This is a genomic window from Rhodobacterales bacterium HKCCA1288 (genome assembly GCA_015693905.1).
GTDB lineage: Bacteria > Pseudomonadota > Alphaproteobacteria > Rhodobacterales > Rhodobacteraceae > M30B80.
The window spans coordinates 1,037,034-1,058,909 of record CP065161.1 but is presented as its reverse complement, the minus strand read 5'-3'; the positions used below and the strand labels follow the sequence as shown (position 1 = coordinate 1,058,909).

Annotated in this window: 22 protein-coding genes and 2 tRNA genes; 5 read left to right on the top strand and 19 right to left on the bottom strand. The window is 57.0% G+C overall.

What is annotated here, in order from left to right; genetic code table 11:
- Positions 1–165 precede the first annotated feature (165 nt).
- The 16 genes from I3V23_05170 to I3V23_05095 form a co-directional block, all read right to left on the bottom strand.
- On the bottom strand, positions 166–1,152 hold the full coding sequence (locus I3V23_05170) for an XdhC family protein (GenBank protein ID QPI86357.1): 987 nt from the start codon (positions 1,150–1,152) through the stop codon (positions 166–168).
- Complete coding sequence (locus tag I3V23_05165; protein QPI86356.1) at positions 1,133–1,585, bottom strand: carbon monoxide dehydrogenase subunit G; 453 nt, start codon at positions 1,583–1,585, stop codon at positions 1,133–1,135. Before I3V23_05165 ends, I3V23_05170 begins: the two co-directional genes overlap by 20 nt.
- 107 nt (positions 1,586–1,692) lie before the next feature.
- Positions 1,693–2,301 (bottom strand): nucleotidyltransferase family protein, encoded by a 609-nt coding sequence (locus I3V23_05160; GenBank protein QPI86355.1) that lies wholly within the window; start codon positions 2,299–2,301, stop codon positions 1,693–1,695.
- Positions 2,294–3,076 (bottom strand): XdhC family protein, encoded by a 783-nt coding sequence (locus I3V23_05155; protein ID QPI86354.1) that lies wholly within the window; start codon positions 3,074–3,076, stop codon positions 2,294–2,296. The genes I3V23_05160 and I3V23_05155 overlap by 8 nt, the downstream gene beginning before the upstream one ends.
- Positions 3,073–4,254: a VWA domain-containing protein gene (locus tag I3V23_05150; GenBank protein ID QPI86353.1), complete on the bottom strand. Its 1,182-nt coding sequence runs from the start codon at positions 4,252–4,254 to the stop codon at positions 3,073–3,075. Before I3V23_05150 ends, I3V23_05155 begins: the two co-directional genes overlap by 4 nt.
- The gene (locus tag I3V23_05145; protein ID QPI86352.1) at positions 4,251–5,126 is read right to left on the bottom strand and encodes a MoxR family ATPase; all 876 of its coding nucleotides are present in this window, start codon (positions 5,124–5,126) and stop codon (positions 4,251–4,253) included. The genes I3V23_05150 and I3V23_05145 overlap by 4 nt, the downstream gene beginning before the upstream one ends.
- A 58-nt stretch (positions 5,127–5,184) precedes the next feature.
- A complete protein-coding gene (locus I3V23_05140) occupies positions 5,185–7,614 on the bottom strand; it encodes a carbon-monoxide dehydrogenase large subunit (protein ID QPI86351.1) in 2,430 nt (809 codons plus the stop codon).
- Positions 7,611–8,105, bottom strand: coding sequence for a (2Fe-2S)-binding protein (locus tag I3V23_05135; GenBank protein ID QPI86350.1), 495 nt, complete (start codon positions 8,103–8,105; stop codon positions 7,611–7,613). Before I3V23_05135 ends, I3V23_05140 begins: the two co-directional genes overlap by 4 nt.
- 11 nt (positions 8,106–8,116) lie before the next feature.
- On the bottom strand, positions 8,117–8,971 hold the full coding sequence (locus I3V23_05130) for a xanthine dehydrogenase family protein subunit M (protein QPI86349.1): 855 nt from the start codon (positions 8,969–8,971) through the stop codon (positions 8,117–8,119).
- A 111-nt stretch (positions 8,972–9,082) separates the two neighbouring features.
- The gene (locus I3V23_05125; GenBank protein ID QPI86699.1) at positions 9,083–10,204 is read right to left on the bottom strand and encodes a LytTR family transcriptional regulator DNA-binding domain-containing protein; all 1,122 of its coding nucleotides are present in this window, start codon (positions 10,202–10,204) and stop codon (positions 9,083–9,085) included.
- Between the two features lie 150 nt (positions 10,205–10,354).
- Complete coding sequence (locus I3V23_05120) at positions 10,355–10,987, bottom strand: tyrosine-type recombinase/integrase (protein ID QPI86348.1); 633 nt, start codon at positions 10,985–10,987, stop codon at positions 10,355–10,357.
- 286 nt (positions 10,988–11,273) lie between these two features.
- On the bottom strand, positions 11,274–12,770 hold the full coding sequence (locus tag I3V23_05115) for a hypothetical protein (GenBank protein QPI86347.1): 1,497 nt from the start codon (positions 12,768–12,770) through the stop codon (positions 11,274–11,276).
- Positions 12,771–13,021: 251 nt separating this feature from the next.
- Positions 13,022–13,095, bottom strand: a tRNA-Cys gene (locus I3V23_05110).
- A gap of 96 nt (positions 13,096–13,191) precedes the next feature.
- The gene (locus tag I3V23_05105; protein QPI86346.1) at positions 13,192–13,905 is read right to left on the bottom strand and encodes a leucine-rich repeat domain-containing protein; all 714 of its coding nucleotides are present in this window, start codon (positions 13,903–13,905) and stop codon (positions 13,192–13,194) included.
- 29 nt (positions 13,906–13,934) lie between these two features.
- Positions 13,935–14,330 carry a polymer-forming cytoskeletal protein gene (locus I3V23_05100; GenBank protein QPI86345.1) on the bottom strand — a complete coding sequence of 132 codons (396 nt, stop codon included), beginning with the start codon at positions 14,328–14,330 and terminating at the stop codon, positions 13,935–13,937.
- A gap of 68 nt (positions 14,331–14,398) precedes the next feature.
- On the bottom strand, positions 14,399–15,415 hold the full coding sequence (locus I3V23_05095) for a rod shape-determining protein (GenBank protein QPI86344.1): 1,017 nt from the start codon (positions 15,413–15,415) through the stop codon (positions 14,399–14,401).
- A gap of 232 nt (positions 15,416–15,647) precedes the next feature.
- Here I3V23_05095 and I3V23_05090 point away from each other — a divergent pair, with 232 nt between their 5' ends.
- The 4 genes from I3V23_05090 (at position 15,648) to I3V23_05075 (ending at position 19,812) form a co-directional block, all read left to right on the top strand.
- Positions 15,648–16,301 (top strand): protein-L-isoaspartate O-methyltransferase, encoded by a 654-nt coding sequence (locus I3V23_05090; protein QPI86343.1) that lies wholly within the window; start codon positions 15,648–15,650, stop codon positions 16,299–16,301.
- A gap of 68 nt (positions 16,302–16,369) precedes the next feature.
- Positions 16,370–17,758: a TolC family outer membrane protein gene (locus tag I3V23_05085; GenBank protein ID QPI86342.1), complete on the top strand. Its 1,389-nt coding sequence runs from the start codon at positions 16,370–16,372 to the stop codon at positions 17,756–17,758.
- Positions 17,759–18,038: 280 nt separating this feature from the next.
- Positions 18,039–18,950, top strand: a complete 912-nt coding sequence (locus I3V23_05080) for a hypothetical protein (protein ID QPI86341.1) — start codon at positions 18,039–18,041, stop codon at positions 18,948–18,950.
- A 40-nt stretch (positions 18,951–18,990) separates the two neighbouring features.
- The gene (locus I3V23_05075) at positions 18,991–19,812 is read left to right on the top strand and encodes a rhomboid family intramembrane serine protease (GenBank protein QPI86340.1); all 822 of its coding nucleotides are present in this window, start codon (positions 18,991–18,993) and stop codon (positions 19,810–19,812) included.
- Between the two features lie 66 nt (positions 19,813–19,878).
- On the opposite strand, the gene efp is transcribed toward I3V23_05075, so the two are convergent.
- Positions 19,879–20,442 carry an elongation factor P gene (gene efp / locus I3V23_05070; GenBank protein ID QPI86339.1) on the bottom strand — a complete coding sequence of 188 codons (564 nt, stop codon included), beginning with the start codon at positions 20,440–20,442 and terminating at the stop codon, positions 19,879–19,881.
- A gap of 218 nt (positions 20,443–20,660) precedes the next feature.
- On the opposite strand from efp, the gene I3V23_05065 reads away from it, so the two are divergent.
- Positions 20,661–20,972 carry an elongation factor P gene (locus I3V23_05065; protein QPI86338.1) on the top strand — a complete coding sequence of 104 codons (312 nt, stop codon included), beginning with the start codon at positions 20,661–20,663 and terminating at the stop codon, positions 20,970–20,972.
- Positions 20,973–21,034: 62 nt separating this feature from the next.
- On the opposite strand, the gene I3V23_05060 is transcribed toward I3V23_05065, so the two are convergent.
- Positions 21,035–21,119: transfer RNA gene (locus tag I3V23_05060), tRNA-Leu, on the bottom strand.
- A 197-nt stretch (positions 21,120–21,316) separates the two neighbouring features.
- Entirely contained in the window at positions 21,317–21,856 is a 540-nt protein-coding gene (locus tag I3V23_05055) for an adenine phosphoribosyltransferase (GenBank protein ID QPI86337.1), read from the bottom strand.
- Positions 21,857–21,876 lie beyond the last annotated feature (20 nt).

The following is a 21,876-nucleotide window of genomic DNA, read 5'->3' as shown; positions in this document are numbered from 1 at the left end:
CACACAACCATTGCTAATGCAGCATTTCTTCGCACTTGCGGCATCTTGATTGGCTTCTTGAGCTTCTCAAAACCAAACCAGCCATTGGTTATCTAAAAGGGGATGACCTTCGCGAAACGGTCGAGCGCTCGTATTTTGTGAGTCAAGGAAAGTAGTGAAGGTCTTTCACCCGATCTGGGCCCAATGCCCTTCAGCGGTACCGGCATGTGCTGTTCGAGGAATTGAGAGCTGCGAGGGAAACGTCGAAACGATCTCTGCCAATGCGGATACAGCGATCAACGATGCATCCCTAAGTGATCCGACCAACCCAATTGGGCCCCTCAGCCGGCTGATTTCCGCGTCCGTTGCGCCCAAACCAATGAGCGTTTCACACCGCATCACATGTGTTCTCCGACTACCTAGCGATCCTATGAAGCCCGCAGGCGTCTCTAGCGCTTTGAGCAGCAGATGAGGCTCCCAGTCGTGATCATGGAAAAGGGTGAGAAACGCGGTCCGTTCGTCGAGGTCGCTCAGGTCCAGCGCTTGATCAGAGGACTTGAGATGAATTGGAGCTTGCTTTGAGAGATGCTGTGTGGCGTCCATATCCTCGGTATCAGGTGAGATTAACAGAACCTCATATCCCGTGGCGTCGCCGAGCCGCGCCAAGGCTCGAAAGATCGCGCCTCGCCCCGCAAGGCAGAGCCGCACCCGTGGCTCGTAGGTAAAGCTGTATGTGGGCTGATCAGCCCCGTTTTCCCGAAAGGAAAGCGTTGCCTGTCTGCGCGCATCAAAGTCACGCTTTGCATTCAACAGCATGTCACGATCTGGATCCGGGTCTATCAGCACCTCAAGCGCCCCGCCACAGGGAAGTTTCAAGTCGAGATAACGAGACCCCTCGCCGTAGCGGACCACTTCCTTGCGATTGGCATTCAATGCCATGAGCGCGCGATGCTGAATGTCCCGGTCGATACACCCGTTTGACAGATAACCCGTCATCGTTCCGTCAGGTTCCACGATGGCCAATGAGCCAACTTCGCGCGCTGCCCCGCCTTCGATCGAAAGGGATGTGATCAGGGCAAACCGTCCATCGGCCTGAACAATGCGAGCGGCCGCGTCCACGATGTCGGCCACACGCTCTGCGTAGATGCCGGTCTCAGGCTGCAACGTCTTCATTGACCACATCTGCAAAGGACTTGAAGAACTTCGCTGCCAGCTTCCTTGCCGTGCTCTGGATCAGGCGGCTGCCTAGTTGTGCCAGTTTTCCACCGATTTCCGCCTTGGCTTCATAGCGTAGAATGGTCGTGTCCCCGTCAGCGGTCAGCGTCACATCGGCACCGCCTTTCGCGTGACCTGCTGCACCGCCATTGCCCTGACCGGTCAGCGAAAACGCATCCGGTGCGCCGGTTTGGTCCAGCACAACATTCCCGCCAAAACGGGCCTTAACAGGGCCGATTTTCAGAACGACCTTGGCTTCCAGTTCCGTGTCTGAATGTTTTATCAACTCCTCACATCCAGGAATACACTGCTTGAGTACCTCTGGATCGTTCAAAGCCGCATAGACCTGGTCTTTGGGCGCGTTGATGATGATTTCGTCACTGAGTTCCATGTTTTGGGTTTCCTTTTCTTAGCAACAGGGAAATCGGATGTTGTCAGCCTGTTCAGGCGTCATCTTTAGTCTCTTGCAGCAGACCTTCAGTCGTTTGAAAAACCGGATCATCCCGCGGTCTCCGCTTCATTCTGCATGAGTCCTGCGTAGTCTTCCGGGGTGTCGACATCCGCATAGAAACCGTCAGCGGTCAGCGGGGCGAATTGAACGAGCTCCGGCTCGTCGCGGGTGACGCGCATGCAGCCCGGGCGGTTGGGGTTTTCGGTCAGACGTGGGCGCAAAATGCGCGGAACAAGGATCGGATTGCCACGGTCCGCGTCCCGTTTGGGCACGGTGATCTTGCCCGGATCGTTGGCACGATGCCATTGCAGCAGCTGTATCAAATCGGCTTGGGTGAGGCGCGGCTGATCGGCCAATCCAATCAGCAAAAGCGCTGCGTCAGTCGCCACGCTAAGTCCTGTTGCAACGGATCCGGGCTGGCCCTCGGCGAAGTTTTCGTTGTGAGCAACGACAACCGATAGCCCTGTAAGTGCGGCTCGGACTTTGTTCGCTTCATGCCCGGTTACAACCGTCAGCGGTGTCGTCAACACCGACAGGTAAGTTTCCGCCAGATGTCGCACCATGGGTTTGCCTGCTACCGGCATCAGCAGCTTGTTTTGTGCGCCCATGCGGCGAGACAGGCCTGCGGCAAGGAGGATTGCGGCGACGTCATCCATCTGTGACCGCCGTGTTTGCGCGGCGCACACGCAGCAGCTGGGCGAGGATCGAGAGGGCAATTTCTTCCGGCGTAACAGCGCCCAGATCCAACCCGGCAGGCGCGTTTACGGTTTTTGTCTTTTCTGGCCCAATGCCCGCGCTGTGAAGTTTCTCGGCAAGAGCCGCAAATTTCCGGCCACTGCCGACAAAGGCGACATATGCGGCATCGACCGAGAGCGCCGCTTTCAGAGCACCAAGGTCGCCCTGTCCCTGTGTCGCGATCACGATGAATTTTTGCCGCGCGTCCACCGGCGCGGGCGCAATGGCTGCGGAGACCGACCAATGAAACTGCGGAGCAAGCGTGCTGAGCGCCTGGGCGACCGGAGATGTGCCGATGATCACCAACTCGGGCATTGGCAGGCAAGGCTCGATGAAGATATCGACGGTGCCCCGTGACGGGCAGCCATTGCGCGCAAAGTGCGTGCCATCGACGGTATCGCCGGGGGCGATGCCTTTCTCTGCCAGAAGGTCCTCTGGCGCGACCGAGATGAGTTGCGGCACACCGCTTTGCAGGGCTTCGACCGCCGCGCGTTTGACTGCACCGCGCGTGCATCCTCCGCCCAGCCAGCCATGCACGATAGTACCGTCCGCACTCAGCAGCGCCTTGGCCCCTGGCTTTGCCGCAGTTGCCCCGGCCGTCCGCACGATGGTTGCAAAGGCAAAAGGCACCTGTCGCGCTCGCAAGTCCTGCGCTGCATCAGCCAGATCGGCGTCAAGGATCTCTGCGGGGCTCATAGCGCACCCAATTCGGTTTCAAGTGCGGCCAGATCGTCCAGCGTGTTGGCTGCTTTGAACAGGGCAAGGTGGGGCAAGGCCGCTGCCATGCCACCCGCCACGGGCGCATAGTCCTGCCATCCCTTGAGCGGGTTGAGCCATATAACTTTACAACCACGTTTCTTGAGTTTGACCAATGCGGCCTCCAGATGTTCCGGAGGCTCGGTGTCGCACCCGTCAGACAGGATCAGGACAACACTACGGCCATCCACAAACCGTTTTGCGTAGGTATCGGCAAAGCGTTGCAGCGACGGGCCGATTTTGGACCCTCCACCGAACCCGTCGGCCATCAGGGACATGCGCCCAATGGCCCGCATCGTGTCTTTGTCGCGCAGAGCTTCGGTGATCCGGACGAGGCGCGTGTGGAATAGATATGCGTCGGCCTCTTTGTCAGCTCGCATGAGTCCAGCAAGAAAAGCCAGGAACACCTGCGCGTAGACGCTCATCGAGCCGGACACATCGCACAGGGCCACGATTTTGCGCGCACGATCGGGGCGGCGTTTCCGCAGCAGGCGCAGGGGCTCGCCGGCTGTGGATAGACTGCGCCGGATGGTTTTGCGGAAATGCAAACGGTCGCCTTTGCGCGCAGCAATGCGACGGCGAGAGCGTTTGTCCCGAAGCACAGCACCCAAACGGCGCGCGATGGCCTCGGCCTCTGCAATTTCGTCGGGGCGAACGAGGTCTCGTAGGTCACGGCGACTCAGGTTGCGCTGCACCGTCGCGATAAGCTTGCCGGTGCCGTCGCTATCGGCTTCGCCGACTTCGGTGTCGGGGGTCGTGGACGTGCCGCATGACCCCGCATCCTCGCCACTGCCATCGCGTGAGCTATGGACGGACTCGTTGAGGGTGGATTGCGGCTTTGGGATGATACGCTGTTTCACCCGTCCGGCATCCATCCAATAGCTGTCAAAGAGAGCGTCGAACCGCTCTGCCTCTTCTTTGCATCCGGTGCAGATGGCACGAAGGACGCGGCGGCATTCATTCGGGGCTGCGGCATTCACCTGGGTGAGTGCGGTGAGGCTCAGGTCCGCTTCCGCAACGCCCAGCCGCAAGCCATTGTCACGCAGATGCGCCACAAAGCCCACCACACGCGCGGCGGGCCCGGGGTCGCGGGCGGCAAAGCGGGTGACCCTTGTCATGCGGCCTTCCCCGCAATACGCGCGGCGACGTCAGTGGTGATTTGTGCCTGATCGCTTTGCGTTTTCAAAAGGGTGGTGAGTGTCGATTGCAAAACTGCCGGATCATCGGTGAGGTCGGCAATGCCAAGCCCCATCAAGGCTGCTGCGAAATCGAGCATCTCGGCGATGCCGGGCGTTTTCTCCAGCTCTTCTTCCCGCAGCTTTTGCACGAATCCAATAATCTGATCCGCCAATCGCCTTTCGACCTGCGGGCAACGCGCCTTCAGGATCGTCAGTTCCGTCGCGCGGTCGGGGTATTCGACATATGTGTAAAGGCAGCGCCGCCGCAAAGCATCCGACAGGTCCCGTGTTCCGTTGGATGTCAGGATCACGATAGGCTTGCAGGTCGCTGTGATCGTACCAAGTTCAGGGACGGAAACTTGAAAATCGGACAAAACCTCAAGCAAGTAGGCCTCGAACTCCTCATCCGCGCGGTCGATCTCATCGATCAAAAGAACGGGTGGCTTTTCTTGTGTGATCGCGGAAAGCAAAGGACGTTCCAAAAGAAAGTCGCGTGAAAAGATGCGATCCTCGACCGATTTTCCGGTCTCGCCGTCTTCCGCTGCAGAGCGGATCGTCAGCAGTTGGCGCTGGTAGTTCCACTCGTAGATGGCTTGCGAGGCGTCCAAGCCCTCATAACACTGAAGGCGGATTAACTTGGTGTCTTTGGCAAAGCTCAGCGTGCGAGCGATTTCTGTCTTACCGACGCCTGCCGCTCCCTCCAGCAACAAAGGGCGCTGCAGCGTGAGCGCTAGATGCAGCGCCACCGACAGGTCGTCTGACGCGACATAGCTTTGCATGGCCAGCGCGGTTTGAAGGGATTGCCAGGTCATCGAAATCTCCGGGGCTGGGGCGCACAGGGGGAGACTCTGCGCGCCCCGCCGTTACGGTTTAGTCATGCAGGCCCAGTTCATTGGCGGTCTTCCAGATCCGCCAGTGATCATGCGGCATGTTGGTGTGCCGGTTCCCGAAAGGACGGAAGGCGTCCTGAATGGCATTCGAGAAGCACGGCACGCCGCCAACATGGGGGCTTTCGCCGACACCTTTCGCCCCGATGGGGTGGTGCGGCGAGGGCGTCACTGTGTAGTCGGTTTCGTAGTTCGGAACCTCCCATGCAGTCGGCAGGAAGAAGTCCATCAACGTGCCCGTCTTCACATTGCCCATGTCGTCATAGGCAATCTCCTGCCCCAGGGCGACGGCAAGCGCTTCGGTCAGACCGCCATGGATCTGCCCCTCGATGATCATCGGGTTGATCCGGGTGCCACAATCATCCAGCGCATAGAAGCGGCGGATATCGGTGACGCCCGTATCGACGTCAATGTCCATGACACAGATATAGGCTCCGAACGGATAGGTCATGTTGGGCGGATCGTAATAGCTGACCGCTTCGAGACCCGGCTCGATTCCGGGGATCGCCTGATTATACGCGGCAAAGGCGATTTCCTTCATCGTCTTGAACCGCTCCGGCGCGCCTTTGACCACAAAGCGGTCCACGTCGAACTCAACGTCGTTGTCGTGCACTTCGAGCAGATAGGCCGCGATCATCTGCGCCTTTGCGCGGATCTTGCGCCCGGCCATGGCTGTCGCCGCGCCGGCCACCGGGGTTGAGCGGGAGCCGTAGGTCCCCAGCCCGTAAGGCGCGGTATCGGTGTCACCTTCTTCGATGGTGATGCTGTCGGCGGGCAGACCGATCTCTGACGCAAGGATCTGCGCAAAGGTGGTTGCGTGGCCCTGCCCCTGTGAAATCGTGCCCAGTCGCGCAATCGCGGACCCGGTCGGGTGGATGCGGATTTCGCAGCTATCGAACATGCCGAGGCCAAGGATGTCACAATTCTTGACCGGGCCGGCACCGACGATCTCGGTGAAAAAGCTGAGGCCGATGCCCATCAGGGACCGTGTCTTACCGGCCTTGAAGTCTTCGACCCGCTGGGCCTGTTCGGCACGCAGACCCTCGTAGTCGACGGTCTTCAACGCCTTGTCCCAGGCGGTGTGATAGTCACCCGAGTCGTATTCCCAACCCAGTGCAGCTTGATACGGGAACTGTTCCTTCTTGATGAAGTTGATCCGGCGCAATTCTGCCGCGTCCATGTTCAACTCGATTGCGAGCACTTCAATCATCCGTTCGATGAAATACACGGCCTCGGTCACGCGGAAGGAACAACGATAGCTTACGCCGCCCGGGGCTTTGTTCGTATAGACGCCATCGACTTCAAGATACGCGGTCGGGATGTCATACGACCCGGTGCAGATGTTCATGAAACCGGCCGGGAACTTTGTCGGGTCGGCGCAGGCGTCAAACCCGCCGTGGTCGGCAGTCACGTGACAATGCAGGCCAGTGATCTTGCCTTCCTTGGTGGCGCTGATCCGACCTGTCATGTGGTAGTCACGCGCAAAAGCGGTGGTCATCAGGTTGTCCATCCGGTCTTCAATCCACTTGACCGGATTGCCCGTCACGATGGAGGCCACGACCGAGCAGACATAGCCCGGATAGGCGCCCACCTTGTTTCCAAAGCCGCCACCGATATCAGGCGAGATCACGCGGATATTGTGCTCCTCAATACCAGAGATCAGCGACACAACGGTCCGAATGGCGTGCGGTGCCTGGAACGTGCCCCAGAGGGTCAGCTTGCCATTCACCTTGTCCATCGACGCCACGCAGCCGCAGGTCTCCAGCGGGCACGGGTGGGTGCGGTGGTAATACATGGTCTCTTCGGCCACGACTTCTGCGTTGTCGATGGTCTCGAATGTCGGGCCCTTGTCGCCCGCTTCCCAGGTGAAGATGTGATTGTGGTGCTTGCGGGGGCCGTGCGCACCATCCGCCGGGCTGCCGTCCTCGGCAACCGTGTCTGGCCTTAGAACCACATCGGATTGCATCGACTTGAACGGGTCTACGAGAACCTCAAGCTCGTCATATTCCACCTCGACCGCTTCGATCCCATCTGCGGCGGCATAGCGATCTTCGGCCACGACAAAGGCAACCTCCTGGCCCTGGAACAGAACCTTGCCATCAGCCAGCACCATCTGCTTGTCACCCGCGAGTGTCGGCATCCAGTGCAGGCCCAATGGCTCCAGATCCTTGGCCGTCAGCACGGCCAGAACGCCGGGAACTTCCAACGCGGCGGCGGTGTCAATACTGACGATCTTCGCGTGGGCATAGGGCGACCGAACAAAATCACCAAACAACATGCCATCCAGCTTGATGTCATCGACATAGTTACCCTTGCCCTGGGTGAATCGTGCGTCCTCAACCCGCTTGCGCGAGCAGCCCATGCCTTTGAGGTTCTCGATCCGCTCTTCGCGGCTTGTTACTTCGTCCTTCATTCTGCCGCCTCCTTGGCTGCATTCATCTCAGCCGCGGCGGCCTGAATGGATTTCACAATGTTCTGGTACCCGGTGCAGCGGCAGATATTGCCAGCCATGCCAAAGCGGATTTCCTCTTCGGTCGGGTTCGGGTTTTCTTCGAGCAGCTTGGTGGCGCGGGTGATCATCCCCGGTGTGCAATACCCGCATTGCAGCCCGTGGTGCTCTTTGAAGGCGTTTTGCAGCGGATGCAGGTTATCCGGCCCGCCGATCCCTTCGATTGTCGTGATCTTCTTGCCGTCGGCCTGGGCGACGAACATGGTACAGGCTTTGACCGACTTGCCGTTAATGGTGACGGTGCAGGCACCGCAATGAGACGTCTCGCAACCGATATGTGGCCCGGTGATGTTGAGGCGCTCGCGGAGCGTGTAGATGAGCAACTCACGCGGTTCGGCGAGGAATTCTTCCTCCTTGCCGTTCACTGTGATCGTGTAGTGTTGTTTCTTTGACATGGTTTACTCCCTCACGCCCGTGACCAGGCACGCTCGATGGCGCGACGCAGGATCACACCTGCAACATGTTTCTTGAAGGCGACGGGGCCGCGATTGTCTTCGGTCGGGTCGATGTCGCCGAGCATCGCGGCTATGGCGGCTTTGATCGCAACGTCATCCACTGACGTGCCGGCCAGCGCGGCGCCTGCGGCCTCAGAAAAGATCGGCGTATCGCTGAGGTTTGTCATCGCAATTGACGCTGACACACAGGATCCGGCTTCTTTCACGATTTGCACCGCAGCAGCGGCGGTGGCGTAGTCGCCAATCTTGCGCTTCTGCTTCTCGTAAGCGTAGCCGCCCTTTGGCACCGGGATCGTGACTGCCGTCAGAACCTCTGCGTCCTCACGCGCCGTCATATACGCGGCCTCGTAAAACTCCCGTGCGGGAATATCCCGCTCACCGTCAGTGCCCACAACGGTGAAGGTCGCGCCGAGGCACTGCATCAGGCCCGGCATGTCATTGCCCGGATCGCCGTTGGCGACATTGCCGCCAACAGTCCCCATGTAACGCACCTGCGGATCGGCAATCTGCAGCGCCGCTTCGCGCAGGATCGGAGCCACCTGGGCGATCGCGTCACTGTCGATGATGTCATGCTGCGTGACCATGGCACCGATCCGAATGGTGTCGACGCCGACCTCGATATCAGACATGCCGCCGACATCCTGAAGGTCGATCAGGTGCGGAACCTCGGCCATGCGCAGCTTCATCATGGGGATCAGGCTGTGCCCGCCAGCCATCACGCGGGCATCATCGCCATGTTCTTCCAGAATAGACAGAACACCCGCCATATCCTTGGGTCTGTAATACTCAAAGGCCGCTGGTATCATCGGCTCTCCTCCCTAAAGCGATTCAACTTGCTGGAGGAAAGGAGTGCATACGCCCGAATGCCGAAGCTTTAGAAAATCAACGAAAAACTGGAATTTTTCACGAAATGCGCCTCAGGTTGCACGAACTGCGCCGACCTGCGAAGCCAAAGCGTCCTGTATCAACTTTAACTTGGAACGGCTCACAGGTGCAGCAGGTGTCTCAGGCCCCTCAAACACACATTTGCCGCTGTCTTTCGTCCGCTCAAACCGGACGACATGCCCAGGATTCACCAAGTAACTGCGATGCGTCTGAAGGAAGCCCAATGGAACAAGCCGTTTCGTGGCTTCTGTCACAGACCACACACAGAACAACCGTTCGTCATGGGTGTAGACCTGAGTGTAATGTGCATCCGCCCGGACAAAGACAACGTCCTTGGCGGACACGAAGACTTTGCCGCCATCACGCTCACAAGGAACTTGCAAAAACCGCTGTTCGGCATCAGGCGCGTCCTTCTCTCGAGAGGGCGCGGCGTCCTTTTTGGGTTGGGGCAGATACGTCACGCCAACCCAGAGGCAGGCCCCAAACATGACGAAACTGAATACGATTACTCCAAGAGCAAGTGTTTCGTTACTCATCAATGGGCCAAACTCAGAACCGTCTGAAACCGCCACAAAGTCCGTTCCAGCCATGGCAAGAAAGTGGACGCTCACCACGGCTGCTGCAAAACACAGAGTGCCAAGGAAGATGTTCCTGTTGGTCCTCTGTCCGTAGGCAACGCCAAGCGCCAGAATGCACAGCAGGATAGCCACCAGCGACGACACGATGACGCCAAGAGGCGCATAGACCGCGCGGCACAATTCAAGCCCGGTCATTCCAATGTAGTGCATGACAAGGATACCCACACCTACAATGCCTCCTGCCAGGGAAACTGTGAAACGGGTGCGAACGGTAAAATGCAAGATGATCAGCGCAGCACCGACAATCAAGATTGCCGTTAGGGCTGAGATCAACGTGATCGCGGCATCATAGTAGAACAGGATCGGCATTTGCAGTCCAAGCATTGCCACGAAGTGCATTGCCCATATCCCGCCACCGAGCGAGATTGCAGCCAAAGCGATCAATCCCTTCTTCTCGAAATCAGGTTTTGAGCCGAGGTCGCGTGTCAATGACAAACCAGTGAACCCAGCAACCAATGCCACTAAGCAAGACATGGCAACAAGTAGGGTGTTGTGACTGACGTCTAGAAATTCCATGTCCGCAAAATAACCAATAAAGCGACTCTTGACAAACGTTGATGTAGTCTTCCCCTCGAAATCTTTCGATGGCGTCCTGGTATCCCGATAATCTTGCCAGCTAATTTGAATCCGGCGGATGGCGAGCGGATCGCCGCTCGCCCGCATGGCTCATATGTCGATCTGTTCCGCTATGCTCAGCGCATCTTCCAGCTCGACACCGAGATAGCGTACTGTGCTGTCGATCTTAGTATGTCCCAACAACAGCTGCACAGCGCGCAGGTTACCTGTTTTCCGGTAAATCTCAGCCGCTTTGGTTCGGCGAAGCGAATGCGTTCCGTATCCGCTTGGTTCCAGACCAATTGACGACACCCAATCGTGCACCAACCGGCCATATTGACGGGTTGAAATATGCGGTCGATCGTGGAAGCGGCTGGGAAACATGAACGCGCAAGCCCACATCTCGGGTGACTTGACCCAAGACAGGACAGTTTCCCTTGTGTTTTCCGTCAGTTCAAACTGAACAGGCCGCTTGGTTTTGCTCTGAATGACCGAAACCCGTTCTCGGACACGATCTTCTTTGACCAGATCGAGCACAGAGAGCCTGACCAGATCACACCCACGTAGCTTGCTGTCGATGGCAACGTTAAATAGCGCCAGATCGCGAAGGTTATTCGCCAGCTCCAGTCGCGCTCGGATGGCCCAAACCTGTTTTGGTAGCAGCGGTCGCTTCTGGCCGACGATCCGCCCCTTGTTCCAGGCTTTAAGTTTCGGGGTGACGGCAGGAAGTTGGACTCGAGGCATGATTTGCCCTCCTTGCCGCCCTCCGAACCCAAGCATCAGCACCGCGCTGACGTTGAAATGCTACTCGCAAACCTGATCGCATCTGACCTACCACCCGTGCGTTTGTGCTTCGAACCTAATGGCAGCCTGAAAGAATGGCCGGAATCACAGCCGCCTTGCCGCGCTGATATCTAAGCGCCTGCAGCAATTTCCTCGCTGCGTGCGCCTGCAGCGAGATAAACGAATTTACAGTTTGGGCTCGATGCTGCCGTTCGCTGCGGTTGGTCCGGATGTCCGCTCTGGGCCGCTAGCTGCCCAACACCCGCGTTAACCCGTCTTCACTAAGCCTTTCAGCCTCAAACGCTGTCAAGGCACGCAGACGCAACTCCTCGCTCGGATCATACCCGGCACGCGAAACACCAAGAGCAATCAACAAGGCGCTTTCGCTCAACTTGCCTGCATCAAACAGATCGAACGCTTTGGCTGCTGCGGAAAGGGCAGGGGCCTTTTGTGCCGTTTCGGATGTATCCTGTACTTCCAAAGGCACTGAAGCGGTCGGTTGCGCTGGCTCACTCACAGCCACCGTGTTCTTCAGCTCAAGCTGCTCATTACGCAAATCTCGCCCGGAGTGCAGGCCTGGGTTCATAAAGGGCGATAGCTTGCTGTAAAACCGGTCAAGCACGCCCGTGCTGTTGCCCATCTGTCTGCTGAGCGCATGGGTGCTGAGCCCGCGCTGTAGGTCGAGCGTCGCGTAGAAGTGTCGCCAGCTGTAAAGCGTGCGCTTCTTGCCATCTGCGCCGTAGACCAGCCCAAGCTTGTCCAAGAGCTTTTCAAAGTTGCGGGATAGGTTGGCACGCGCAACCCGCTGCCCCAAACGTGTTACGAACACATACTCATCGAGTTTGGCTTCGATCACTTCATTCAGCGTCATACCCGTCAGTTTGGGATTGATCTCAATCTGGCGTTCAAAGGGCCGTATGGCGCGATCTCGGGCAACCAAAGGCCGTTGACCCGTCTTGCCGTCAACAAACAGCCCTAAATAGGTTTGATCCTCTTCCTCAAGCCACAGCAGGTTCTTCCACTTGAGATCTAGGGCTTCTGTCCCATGCCGCATGCCCGTGTTTGCAAGGATAAGCACATAGTTCCTTAGAACTTCACGTGTGCCAGCGGTAATGGGTTTGTCTGTGAGTTTGTGGAACCCCCGCAGTTCCTCATAGATCATCCGGTATTCTTCACGGGTAAAGCTGCCGCGGCTTTTGGTCTTGATGCCATCATTGATCGGCTTTGGACGAATGGCGTGTGTAATCCACCCACGCTGCTCGGCTTCATCCAGTACACGGTTCAGCGCAGTGTTATGCGTATTGATGGTGCTGTGATGCGCTTTGCGTCCCAACTTCTCTGTGCGCCACTTACCAAAATCTACCAGTGCTTTGGCATCAATGCTTGAGACGTCATAGCCGCCAAAATAGGGCACGAGGTATTTGTCGATGGCGGTGATGTAGTCTTTGAACACAATATGCCCGCCACCTGCATCGAGCTCTTCCTGCATCCTGTCCCGCGCAAACTCAGCCACGCGCTTAAACTTACGGGTGCTCTGGGGCAGATTGTTTTTTGCGCGATCTTCAGCGGTGTAGAAAAACTTCATCGCCAAATCTGTGGCTCGCTCAAGATCCTCCGTTTTTGTTGAGAACCGATGCCAGCTGCCGTCTGCGAGCTTTACGCGGGCTTGCCATTTGGCGCTGCGTTGTCGCTTGTCCAAGCGCACATATTCGCTGATGCGGATGGTTTGGACATCCTGTGACATATAAACAGCATACAGCGCAGGGGCACTTAGGAAAACTACGCATATTATGACACAGGCAGAAATCTGCAGCCTTTGCCCTGTTCAGCACAGCGCTCTACCCCAAAAAACGGCTAAAAAAAGCACCGATTCAGGCAGCACCCAAAACACCCTGTTCAACACAGCGAACGCATTCACGCTCTGGTGTGTATAGTGTGTATCAGGTGTGTATCGCTTTTTTGGAGCGTAAAAATCAGCTAAGTCATTGATTTTATTGGAGGCGAGTACCGGAATCGAACCGGTGTACACGGATTTGCAATCCGCTGCGTCACCACTCCGCCAACTCGCCTTCGGGGTATCTGTGGTGTCTATGGGGCGGTGCTACTGCAAGGTTTGCGCCTGCGCAAGTGGTAAGAGGGCAAAACGCGCGGAAGAACGGGTTGGGTTAGCTTGAAAACAGTCCTTTGCGCTTTGGCTTTTCTACGGCGGCGGCCTCACGGATCACGATTTTGATGCGAGGCCCCGTTTGGATCATGGATGGATCCACGGGGCAAAGGCTGAGGTCAAGGATCTCAAGCCGTTGCAGCCGCGCAATCGGCGTGATGTCATAAACTTCGGTGTCACGCAGAATCAATTCCCGCAGATCTTTGCACAGGCTCAACGGGCTGATATCCGCAACGCGGCTATGAGATACATCGAGATAGCGCAGCCCCGTCAATTCGCGCAAAGCTGTGATGTCCGATATAAATGTCCCGCCAAGCTGCAGATGGGTCAGGCTGCGCATACCCGCCAAGGGGCTGAGATCGCTGATTGGCGTGGCCCAAGCTGAGACGCGCTCAAGATGGGATAGGCCGCGCAAAGGCTGTAGGCTGGTGACGCGCGTGTTTGAAATGTTCAGGCTGCGTAAATTGCTGCATTTGGCGATGCTTGAGGGCAATTCCACCAAATTGTTAAGCCCTGAAAGATCAAGCGATTGACCGTCACTCATCAAACAATCTGCGATCATGCCTTGGCAAATTGAGTAATCGGCGGCGCATTCGGGCAGGTTGCGCAAATATTCGGTCGATGGCGCCTCAACATCCATGCTGCGCGCAAGTTTCATCTGCGAGGCATTGGACACAAAGACCAGTTCATTGGCGTTTTCATACTCTGCGCTCATGGTGCCGTGCCTATTGATTGCTGCGCGGTTCAATCGTTCATCGCCATGCTAGATTGCTGCTTCACGGTGACATTGCCTTCAAAGCGCGCGCCAAAGGCCACGGCGAGGATGTTTTGGTTAAACTCGCCGCGCGCTTGCGCGTTGCTGTCGATTTGCAACTTTCTGCAGGTGATCGTGCCCTCGAACTGACTATCGATTTTTACCATGTCAGCGGTGATTGTGCCGCGCACTTTGGCCCCGTGGGCAATGGTGACATTATGACCCGTGATGTCGCCCGTTACGCTGCCTTCGATGACGACATCGCCATTGCTGCGCAACTTCCCCTCAATCGTCATACCAGCATGGATGACTGTTGCAGACGCTGTGCCGCGCGGGCCGTCAAAGTTGGGTTCATTCGGGCTTGTGGGAGAGAACGGCGTCATCATTCATCCAGAAAAATTATCAATATGATATAATATGCTCTTGCAGGGCCCAGGGTCAATCCGCTGCGACCCTATGGATCGCGCTGTATAGCGTGCTCCATACGCTTGCCCAAATTCATCGCAATTTGGGTGCCAAAGGCCACGCAATATTTGGGATTTTCGGCCACGGTTGCAGGAACCCCCGTGAGGTCAGACAAGGCTTTGTCAATGCCCCTAAGGCCCGCGCCACCGCCTGTAAGCATCAACCCGTATTCATGGATGTCCGATGCCAGATCTGGCGGTGTTTGATCGAGCAATGACATCACCGCCGTCCAAATCTGTTCAATTAGCGGGTGCAGCGCCTCGGCCACATCTTGTTCGGTCACAACTTGCTCTTTGGGCAGGCCATTAAAGGCATCGCGCCCCCGCACTGTAGCGCTGCGTCCTTTGCCATCTGCGGGGAAGATGGCGGTGCCAATCTCATGTTTGAGCTTTTCACAGGATGAGACGCCCACGTTCAAATTGTAGTTTTTCTTGATGAAGTTTGAGATCGCCTCATCAAAATGGTCGCCCCCGATGCGCACTGAGCGTGCTGTGACAATGCCGCCTAAGGAGAGGACTGCAACTTCGGTTGTGCCGCCGCCAATATCGACAATCATCGCGCCGCGTGGGTCAAGAACAGGCAGGCCCGCACCAAGTGCGGCGGCCATCGGTTCTTCGACTAGCCCAACTTTGCGCGCCCCTGCCGCTTCGACCGAATGCTTGATCGCACGCTTTTCAACGGGGGTGGCCCCATATGGCACGCAGACATACACGATCGGCTTTCGCAGCATGAAGCGGTTCAAAGCCTTGCGGAAAAACGCGCCAATCATTTCTTGCGCGGCATCAAAATCGGCGATGACCCCATCGGATAGGGGGCGGCAGGCTTGGATCGATTCCGGCGTCTTACCGAGCATCAATTTGGCATCTTCACCCACCGCGAATAGCTTTTTGCGCCCGTCTTTGATGTGAAACGCCACGACAGATGGCTCATCCAAGATCACGCCCGACTCGCTATCCACGAAAACGGTGTTGGCCGTGCCAAGATCAATGCTGATTTTTGACGTCATACTGGTTAACCGAAATAAAAATAAACTGACAGATGGGCATCAATCAGGCCGCCCTAGCGCAAGTGTTAATCTATTGTGATGCGCGCGTCTATCACCGCATTGCGAGGGAATTTTGGGCAAGGATGCGGCAAAGCAGACCTAACTTGCACCAAAGCGCCCAGCAGGCGTTGCACGAGGGCCCGCCATGTGCCATAGCAGGAGCAACGCAAACTAGACTCATTGGTTCAGTTGAATGGCCGACTTTAAATCTCGCCGCGTCACGATGGTAGACACCCAAGTGCGCCCCTCAGATGTCACGAAATTCCAAGTGATTGATGCCATGCTTGCCATTCCGCGCGAGGCCTATGTGCCCGCCGATATGCAGGATGTGGCTTATATCGGTGAAAACCTGATCCTTGGGACAGGTCGTGTGATCCTTGAAGCCCGCAGTTTTGCGAAAATGTTGGACGCGCTCGATATTGGGCCGAGTGATCTGGTTCTCGATGTCGCCGCAGGTCTTGGTTATTCCAGTGCGGTTTTGGCCCATATGGCCGAGGCTGTGGTTGCGGTCGAAGAAAATGCCGACTTTGCCCAAGAGGCAGAAGCAAATTTCGCGGCGCAATCTGTTGATAATGCCGCAATGATTTGCGCAAGCCACGCGGAAGGCGCGACCAAATATGGCCCCTATGACGTCATAGTTGTTAACGGGGCTGTTGAAACCATGCCCCCAAGCCTGACGGATCAACTGAAGGAAGGTGGCCGCATGGGCGCGATCTTCGCGGTTGGTCAACTCTGCGAATTGCGGATTGGGCGCAAAATTGACGGCCAAATGAATTGGCGGCTGTTGTGCCATGCCAATGCGCCTGTTTTGGACGGGTTCAAGCGCGAAGCGGCGTTTCAGCTCTAAGCACGCGCATCAGCGGCGGCACGAAGTAGATTTGGGGTGCCGATGGGCCCCGTGAAGGAGTGTTACTTGTGAGTGTTCGGATCAAGAAATCCTTTCAGAGGCTTGGCGTCTCGTTGGCCATGTCCCTGTCCGTCATTGGGGCAGGGCAGGTAAGCGCGCAAGGGTTGCAGGCCGCGATGGAAGCGGCCTATGAAAATTCTGATCTGCTTGAGCAAAACCGCTATCTTGCGCGAGTATCTGACGAAGGCATTGCGCAGCGCGTTGCCGCGTTGCGACCCACCCTCAATATGGTCGCACAGCGGGCGCGCACGGACGCGGCAGGCAGCTTGACCGAAACCATTGCCCTGACCGCTGATTTGGTGCTGTTTGCAAGTGGCAGTCGCAGCGCTCAGATTGCGGCGGCGCGGGCCTCTGCCGAGGCCACCCAAGCGCAGCTTTTGGGGCTTGAGGGGCAGGTGCTGCTTGATGCTGTCACGGCCTATATGAATGTCTGGCGCGATGTTCAGGTGGTGAATGTGCGTCAATCCAATTTACGCGTGGTTGAAGAACAATTACGTGCCGCTAGAGATCGCTTTGATTTAGGCGAGGCCACCCGAACCGATGTTGCGCAGGCCGAGGCGCAGATGGCCGCGGCACGATCCGCTTTGGCAGCGGCGCAAGGAACGCTCAGCATTAGCCGCGAACTGTATCAATTGGCCGTGGGCGTAGCACCAGAGGTACTTGGCGCGCCAGGTGCGCGGCCCGAATTACCTGCGTCTGCTGAGGCAGCGGAAGTGATTGCGCGCAGCGCAGCCCCGTTGATCCTCGCGGCGCAGCATGAGGTGACGGCCAATCAGCACAATTTGACCGCGGCCCGTGCCGCCTATGGCCCAACTGTCAGCATGAGCGCGACTTCGACAGACACGCGGGAAGGGGCCCCCAATACCATCGGAAACAGCGAGCGTCTGTCGCTGACCATCACGCAACCCATTTACCAAGGTGGGCGTCTAGCCTCTCTTGAGCGCACGGCGCTGGCCAATCTTGCGGCCTCTCAATCTAATTTGAGCCGCCAGACCGCAACTGTCATCCAAAATTTGGGCAATGCTTATGCACGCCTTTCCATCGCATCTGCGCAAATTGCGGCCACTGAGCAGCAGATTAATGCGGCGCAGCTGGCCTTTGAAGGCGTCCGTGAAGAAGCGTCCTTGGGTGCGCGCACAACGCTTGATGTGCTGAATGCGGAACAAGATTTGCTCGATGCGCGCATAGCCCGCATTCAGGCGCAGACAGATCTCTATACGGCAAGCTACGGCGTTTTGAATGCGATGGGCGGGCTGACCGCAGAGGCGATGGGACTGGATGTAGAGCTATACGATGCTGACGCCTATGGTGCGCGCTTCTCAGGCGCACCACTTGGCCGCCCATCGGTGCAAGGCAGCCGCCTTGACAGTGTTTTGGAACGCTTAGGGCGTGAGTAAGCCCAAACGGCTAAGTCGCAATTAGGCCCGATGAAACCCGCCCGATGTGGCGGGTTTTTTACATCTAGGCCACTGGTCTTATATCCTCCCTGCCGTGTCACGTGTCGCAGCTGCCGCATCGGCAGAATTCTTTACGTTGCCGTTTGACTTCCGTGCAGAGTATATAATTAAATAAATACATAAATAATTTACTATTTAGCTGTGATCAAAGTGGTCTGCCCCGCAGTGCGGGTGAGACCAGTAACAAGACCGCAAAGCGGATGGCATTTGGGGTGACGGGATGAGCGAAGATAAAGACGGCGCTGATATAGAGGATGTGCTCTCTTCAATCCGCCGTTTGGTGGCTAAGACAGCGCCCGCGCAAACAGTGTCATCGACCGAGCGCCGCGGCGCTTTGCGCGCAGAACCACGCTTGCGACCAACGCGCCCAGTGGGAGACGCTGTCGAACAAAAATTGGTGCTGTCCCCAAGCCAACGGGTGAGTGAGCCTGAAAACCCTTGGACTGTGATCCCCCTTGATCCTGTGGATCACGCGTCTGGCGATGGGCGGGCTTGGGCGCGTGAGGATCGCTTGGCGGATTATGCAGAAGGCAGCACTTCGCCATCAGCCGCGCCGCAAGATGCGCTTGTTGCCGCTCTGGCTGCCGCTGCAGAAGGGTTGCGCAGCCCCGCCGCGTCACCTGCAGGGCCAGAGCGGCAAGACCCTTCGCCTCAAGCAGCCATGCCTCCCGCCGCGGCCCCCTTGCCTGATCAGGCAGATGCAGCGCAACATGACGCGCCTGAAAAGCATCATAATTTTATATCAACCGAGATAGCCGATGAAGATGGCTATGACGAGGAGGTGGAAACCCTGACCCTCTTCGCCGCGCCACCACCACCATTGAGGGCCAAGCCCAAAGCGGAGGCCCCTCCTGTCTACACGGTCGAGCCCGAGCTAGAGGTGCAAGAAAATGATCTTGCAACAGAGGATTCTGTTGATGACTTGGGCCATGCCCCGCATATGCGGTTCGCTGCAAAAGAGGCCGATCTCATCTTGGCCGAGCAAGACGAAGTTGCGTTACGCGCCCTTGTTGCGCGTGTTGTGCGCGAGGAATTGCAGGGTGATTTGGGGCAACGGATTACCAGCAATCTGCGCAAATTGGTGCGCCGCGAAATTCGTATGATCCTCGCGGCCGAGAAACTGGATGGATAAGCCTTGACGACAGGCGCCGTCCCGCGAGAATGGCACTGTCATGTTTCCGATACGCGACCATAACCCATCCAACCGCAAGCCCGTGATCACGATCGGTCTGATCTTGGTGAATGTCGTCGTGTTTCTGGGCTATTACCCCGAACTTTCATCGACCCCCGCAGGGCTTGCGCGGTTTTTTGACAGTTGGGCGCTTGTCCCCGCCGAAGTGCTGAAGGGCGGAGATCCCCATAGTTTGATTACGTCCATGTTTCTGCATGGCGGCTGGATGCACCTGATCGGCAATATGCTGTTCTTGTGGATTTTTGGCGATAACCTAGAGGATCAGCTCGGGCATATTGGGTTTTTGGCCTTTTACCTTGTCGCAGGGCTGGCAGCTGGGTTTGGACAAATTTTGTCAAACCCCGCTTCGCAAGTGCCGATGGTGGGTGCCTCTGGGGCCATCGCTGGGGTGATGGGCGGATATTTGCTGTTATTCCCACGCGCGAAGATCGACATCCTTTTTATCTTCATCATTTTCTTCAAAGTCTTCACTGTGCCCGCATGGGCCATGTTGGGGCTATGGTTTGGGCTGCAGCTGTTTAATGGTTTGTCGATGGATGCCACAGGTGGCGGTGTGGCCTATTGGGCGCATGCGGGCGGGTTTATCGCAGGCTTCGCGCTGATGCTGCCGTTTTGGATCAATCGTGGCGCCCAGGCTTTTTGGGCGCGCACCGCGGGGGTTCCCCCCCATGAAGAGGCGCAATATCGCTTCGGCCAAAGCCGTATTCCTGCTGTGGGTCGGCCCAAAAATGCGCCACCCGCAGTCACCCGTGTGCCGCGGGTGACCCGCAAGACGCGCGGCGACAACCCTTGGTCAAAGTGATCTGTGAAAACGAAAAATGCCCCGCGCATCGCGCAGGGCATTTGATCTGACCGACCGCGTGCGTGTTTAGGCGCGTTCGGAATATTCCATCGTTTCGGTGTTCACGATGATCATTTCCTCTTGGCCGACAAAGGGGGGAACCATAACCTTCACGCCATTGTCGAGGATCGCGGGCTTAAAGCTATTCGCCGCTGTTTGGCCCTTCACCACGGGTTCTGTTTCCACAACTTTGCAGGTGACTTTCTGAGGCAAGGTTGCGTTGAGCGCCTCGCTTTCATGGAATTCCACCACGATGGTCATTCCATCTTGCAAGAAGGGGCGGCGGTCGCCCAACAATTCCGCAGGCAATTCGATCTGCTCATAGGTTTCGGCGTCCATGAACACCAACATTCCATCTTGCTCATAGAGAAATTGCTGGTCTTTTTGTTCAAGACGCACGCGTTCTACCTTATCAGCAGAGCGGAAACGCTCGTTCAATTTGCTGCCATTTCGCAGATTGCGCATTTCGACCTGAGCAAAAGCGCCGCCCTTACCGGGCTTCACGTGATCCACTTTTACAGCGGCCCACAGACCGCCATTATGTTCCAAAACATTTCCGGGACGAATTTCATTGCCGTTGATTTTAGGCATAGTGTAAACCCTAGCAAACCTTGATGATTGATTAATGCTCCCTATATCTAGGCGACATCAGGGTGGCAATACACAAGCGCCGTGCAGCATCAAATGCGATCCCATGCGTAAAATGCATACGAGGTATGCAATATTCGCATACCAGAATCGCTTAGAACATGTGCATAAGGGGCCCCACGCCGCAAAACGCAAGAGCAAAAAATAAAAAGGACGACGAAATGCGAGATTTCGTTGATGGCACTGCCTTCAATTACGAGCAAGGTCAACGCGCACGCAAACTGTTTGCTGCCGTTGTTTTGGCCGCGCTGGATGATGCAATCGCCGATGACAAGAAATTCGGCAACGGCCCAGAGCAAATCGCGCGCTGGGCGCGCTCGCGTGATGGCCGCGAAGTGCTCAGCTGTGCGGGCATTGACCCGAACGAGCGCGTTGTTCAAGGCTTGATGAAATTTGTTGCCTCTGGCGTGCGCACCTCTGTTGCGCTGAGCCGCGAGGAAAGCGAACGCCGCAATCAGGCCGAAGCTGCCTGATGTAACGTCACGCTTGATGTTTCGAAACGCGTCCCATTGGGGCGCGTTTTTTGTTGGGAAGGTGGTGGCCGCTGTGGGACTCGAACCCACACGCCCGAAAGCCTCGGATTTTAAGTCCGGTCTGTCTACCAGTTCCAGCAAGCGGCCACAGGGTTTGACTAGAGGAAAGTTTCCCGCCCCGCAAGCGGCCAAGGCACGTTCCATCCCCTACATCCAAAATTCGCCCCGCCCATAATATGAGCGAGGCGAGGGTTTGGGTTAGCAAGCAACATGTTCGCACGTGCTGACGAACGCCCCTTCGATACAGGGCAGGGCGTTAAATTTTGGTGAAATTGCGAAAAATTCTATAGCCCGTCAAATTGGCAGAGCGCGTGAACGCTTTGGCCCATCTCCTCAAGCTTGGCGCGCCCCCCCAATTCGGGCAGATCAACCACAAAGGCGCAGCCCGTCACCTGCGCGCCGAGGCGCTCAATCAGGTGAATGCCCGCCCGCGCCGTGCCGCCAGTGGCCAAGAGATCATCCACGAGCAAAACACGTTCACCCGCCTCGAAAGCATCATCATGGATCTCGACAGTGGCCGTGCCATATTCCAATGCGTAATCTTCGCTGATCGTGGCCGCGGGCAATTTGCCTTTCTTGCGAATAGGCACAAAACCTTTGCCCAGTTGATGCGCGACCGCGCCGCCAAGGATGAACCCCCGCGCCTCAAGCCCCGCGACCTTATCAATCTTTTGCCCAACATAAGGGGCAAGCAATTGATCCACAGCCAATCGAAACCCGCGCGGGTCTGCAAAAAGCGTGGTCACGTCACGAAACAAAATCCCCTCATGCGGGAAATCGGGAATGGTGCGGATATAATCCTGAACCGTTTTTTGGGGCGTCATAGCGTCTCTCCGTTCGGCGG